Origin of the sequence: Vibrio sp. OPT18, assembly GCF_015163615.1 — a bacterium.
GTDB classification, from domain to species: Bacteria; Pseudomonadota; Gammaproteobacteria; order Enterobacterales; family Vibrionaceae; genus Vibrio; species Vibrio coralliirubri.
The window spans coordinates 1-3,793 of sequence record NZ_JADDYK010000033.1 but is presented as its reverse complement, the minus strand read 5'-3'; the positions used below and the strand labels follow the sequence as shown (position 1 = coordinate 3,793).

Annotated in this window: 5 protein-coding genes; 3 read left to right on the top strand and 2 right to left on the bottom strand. The window is 40.6% G+C overall.

Going from position 1 to position 3,793, the window contains the following annotated elements:
• Both IQQ51_RS26755 and IQQ51_RS27955 read left to right on the top strand, forming a co-directional pair.
• On the top strand, positions 1-852 hold an 852-nt coding region (locus IQQ51_RS26755; RefSeq protein ID WP_228012712.1), incomplete at its 5' end, for a polysaccharide lyase family 7 protein.
• Positions 853-1,224: 372 nt separating this feature from the next.
• Positions 1,225-1,401 (top strand): paraquat-inducible protein A, encoded by a 177-nt coding sequence (locus IQQ51_RS27955; RefSeq protein WP_228012726.1) that lies wholly within the window; start codon positions 1,225-1,227, stop codon positions 1,399-1,401.
• A gap of 402 nt (positions 1,402-1,803) precedes the next feature.
• On the opposite strand, the gene IQQ51_RS06540 is transcribed toward IQQ51_RS27955, so the two are convergent.
• Positions 1,804-2,223 carry a BLUF domain-containing protein gene (locus IQQ51_RS06540; protein WP_193840641.1) on the bottom strand — a complete coding sequence of 140 codons (420 nt, stop codon included), beginning with the start codon at positions 2,221-2,223 and terminating at the stop codon, positions 1,804-1,806.
• Positions 2,224-2,429: 206 nt separating this feature from the next.
• Positions 2,430-2,621: a hypothetical protein gene (locus tag IQQ51_RS06535; RefSeq protein ID WP_193840640.1), complete on the bottom strand. Its 192-nt coding sequence runs from the start codon at positions 2,619-2,621 to the stop codon at positions 2,430-2,432.
• A 526-nt stretch (positions 2,622-3,147) separates the two neighbouring features.
• Between IQQ51_RS06535 and IQQ51_RS06530 the strand changes: the two genes are divergently transcribed.
• Positions 3,148-3,573, top strand: coding sequence for a hypothetical protein (locus IQQ51_RS06530; RefSeq protein WP_048614424.1), 426 nt, complete (start codon positions 3,148-3,150; stop codon positions 3,571-3,573).
• The last annotated feature ends 220 nt before the right edge of the window (positions 3,574-3,793 follow it).

The following is a 3,793-nucleotide window of genomic DNA, read 5'->3' as shown; positions in this document are numbered from 1 at the left end:
GATCCAAACCTACCGCCGTCAGGTAACTTCGACTTACTGGACTGGTATGTGAGTATTCCCGTTGATGAGGGTGATGGCTACGCGACTTCTATCAAAGAGAACACGCTAGATGCAGGTTATGAAGACCAGTTCTTCTATACCGGTAGTGATGGTGGCTTAGTGTTTTACACGCCAGTCGAAGGCGTGACTACATCTAGCGGAACAAAATATGTTCGTACTGAATTAAGAGAAATGCTTCGTCGCGGTGATACATCTTACTCCACTTCGGGTAAAGACAATAACTGGACGTTTTCGTCTATTCCATCGAGTGACCAGTCGGACTTTGGTGGTATCGACGGGACGTTAAATGCGACGTTAGCTATCAATCATGTGACGACAACTACTTCGAACACTGAACAAGTGGGTCGAATCGTGATTGGCCAGATCCACGCTGAGAAAAACGAACCTATTCGTCTGTACTACCATAAACTGCCAGGTAACGACAAAGGCGCAATCTACTTCGCTCATGAAACCTCGAAATCGAACGGTGGCGATGAAACTTGGCATAACCTTTTAGGTAACATGGTAACTTTTGACGGTGACTTAAACAGCACTAGCAACCCAAGTGGCGGAATTGCACTCGATGAAACCTTCTCGTATTCCATTGTTGTTGAAGGTGACAAGTTGATTACTACCATTAGTCAAAATGGCTCAGAATTGGCGGCAAAAGAAGTGGATATGAGTAACAGCGGTTATGACGATGCAGATAACTACATGTACTTCAAAGCAGGTATCTATTTGCAAGATAACTCAAGTGACGACAGCGATTATGCGCAAGTGACTTTCTATCAGTTAAACAACAATCACAACTGATCACGCTGTAAATAGTGTGTGACTACGGCAACGAGTTAAATCGTTGCCGTTTGTATTCGTTCAATGATTAAAAGGAGGTGGCCAATTGGTCATCTCTTCTTTTATCTTTCTACCTCTCATTTCTACCATACTGTATTTGTTTAATTGTGTGCATATTGGCAAAAAATCCAACCCTTACTTATAGTTAGTCTTAGTGTCTAGTTGCTTATCAACCGCTAAGAGGATCCGTTATTGTCTGTTCTTTGTACCAAGTCATGCATCGAATGTGGGTTAGTCAGTCAGTTCCGGGAATTACCTTCGGGCAGTGAGGCGTCGTGCCCTCGTTGTCATCATACTTTGTGGAGCATCGGCGCGAGTAAGGGGCAAGGAGTGATGGCCTACGCAGTGGCCAGTTTGATCACACTCGTGATGAGTCTTACTTTTCCCTACATGTCATTTAGCGTCCAAGGTATCAGTCAACAAATAACCCTTTATCAAGCCGTGGATATGATGAATAGGTTAGATAATTCACTGATTGCCGCACTCTTATTTCTTGCCGTTATTTTCTGATTAGCGCGATCTGGTTCTATTCGTTGACGGCAGACGGCAATCACACAGATACAATCGACATGAACCTAACTGTGTCAAATAAGACTACTGTAAGCGTGTTGAATCAGAACCTGTATTACAAGGTCGCAATGAAGCATCTTCTGGTGGTTTGAAATTCCAAATTGATATACAAGATCAAGCGATTGAGTTGACTGGGCGTCGAGATTAATCAAGAGCGTTAAACTTAATTGTTGAAGAGTTCGACTTGAGCATATTGAAAATGATCAACTCGGACTTTTAAGTTTAAATTCTTGTCCTAAAATAAAAGGTGAGATGCACATCTAAACTTTTATTAAACTCAAAATGACAAAACTTTATTTGGTCATAGGTTCTTCTATAATAATCGTTCCAAGTTGAGTTTTGTCACTCAGACGGCAAATTTTGCTTTAACTCTAGAAGCATTCGATAAGCACTTTCTCCTGACATCTCATATGGATTGAATTGGTTGGATGTCGAAAACTGTAAGTTCACCAATTCGGTTAGGCTTGATTGAGGGATATCACCCATAGACCAATCTCCAAATTGGCGACAGTCTATGTCCCTGAAATACAAGATCATCACATCTTTGTGGCGTTTATCATTCAGGATGTGATTGTAAGTTTGATTAACTGCACTTCTAGAACCTTCAATACATTGAAGAAAATACTTATCGTTGTGGCTAAGAAGGCCTGTTAAGTGGCTCTGCTTATTACGGTCATGTGAAATCTGAAGAATGTCGTTCAAAGCCTGAGAGTCGCAACTTTCACAAAGCGTACTGACATAAATTAACCGAGTTAGGAACATAGGCATCATTTCGAATTTTTGTTCAAAGGGTATTAATAAATATAAGCCAAGCTCATGGAATTGCGAGTTATTGATTTAATTGTCACTCGGTGGCTTTTGGAAGAGAAGAGGGTGGGGATGAAGTAGAAAAGGGCAGGTCGCAAGATACGCTAAAATGACTCGAATGTTGGCCATTCAATTATTTTAGCGACCTGCTTGTGAGCTCGTTAGTTGTTTAGAATTGAAATCGATTCGACGTTAGAAGAGGAATCAAATCGAACGTTGACCAACACACTTTCACGTTCGAAAGTCACATCATCAAAGTCAGTCGTTGCGATCTTAAATCCATTTCTTGCGAATAAACTCGTTACCGTTGTTCGTTGTTTCTGTTCCATAGCGCATGTCAGTAGTTCGTTCATCGTGATCTCCATTAGGTAACCGTGTGCATAGTGTAAGCGTACAGGCTCTACATTATGAGATCAATTGCTTAATCGATAAGCTATGTTGATATGTTCAATTGAGTGATTAGGATATTTGAACGTCAAATGGATAAGAGTCGAGGAAGTTATGCAACCTATGATAAGTAGAGCGTTATGTGACCATTGTTCAGCATTCCTTGAACACGAAGTTTGTCGCAAAAATCGCGTTGAAATAAGTGGTTACAAAGTAGGAGGAATCATGCCCGCCGTTTGGTATGTTTGGTCGGTTATTGGAACCATTATCGGCCTATATTCAACTAACTAAAGTACATCGATTTACGATGAGTAGACTCCTCAATAAACCTTCTTTTTATCTGAGTTTTGTATACTAAGTGGTGTTGTTATAACTGTTATTAATTGTATAAGCTTGATTTTAATATTGGTTTGATTTATAAAATAAGCGTTCGTTCATTAACTTCATGATTGTATTAGTTTTTACTAACCTTTAATGACATGGAGAAAGGCGATGAAAAAGAATCAAACACGCAACAGGTTAGCGAATTTAGTGCGACTTCGTAGGTCATACAAAGCATCAGACTTTCTAGTGAGTTCTGATGAACTTCGAGTTAAGAAAGATGTGTATAGCTTACGTAAAATCAAACAGTTAGAAATTCGTCAATTGGGTCTTAAAGAAAACGCAATCAATATCGTTTCGTTGGCTTTAGTACTCTCAGCGGCGACTTGGGCATTTGTTCCTCAGTTCGGTTTGCCAATGCTTGCACTGACCTTTATTTTGGCGTTTGTTACATGGCGAAGATATGAGTTGCGTGCAGAGTTTAAAGGAGCCGATGAAACTGGCGACCATTGGGTTTCTGTGGCGCGCGGTTGTACTAGAGAAGAGTTCAAAGTGTTGAAAAACGTTGAATTGGCTTTACGCGATCAAGTGTCTTAATGGCTAGATCGGTTAATGCTTGGGTCTTATAACCGTTAAGCTCCCATAATCACTAAGGCTCGTCATTGTATGGCGAGCTTTTTGTTTTCTGAAAAACATCGATAGAGCCGGTTACTTTGAGAGTAAGCGCGTCATAAACCCCGCATTCTAATCACCTAGAGCGAATAATAAGATCAGGTCTCCAACCATGAGGAGATTTGAAATGAGAAAACGTCGCACC

Bases quoted from the DNA above. Each gene is read 5' to 3' on its own strand.
- IQQ51_RS27955 (WP_228012726.1), top strand. From the start codon at position 1,225: ATGGCCTACGCAGTGGCCAGTTTGATCACACTCGTGATGAGTCTTACT.
- IQQ51_RS06540 (WP_193840641.1), bottom strand. From the start codon at position 2,223: ATGTTCCTAACTCGGTTAATTTATGTCAGTACGCTTTGTGAAAGTTGC.
- IQQ51_RS06535 (WP_193840640.1), bottom strand. From the start codon at position 2,621: ATGAACGAACTACTGACATGCGCTATGGAACAGAAACAACGAACAACG.
- IQQ51_RS06530 (WP_048614424.1), top strand. From the start codon at position 3,148: ATGAAAAAGAATCAAACACGCAACAGGTTAGCGAATTTAGTGCGACTT.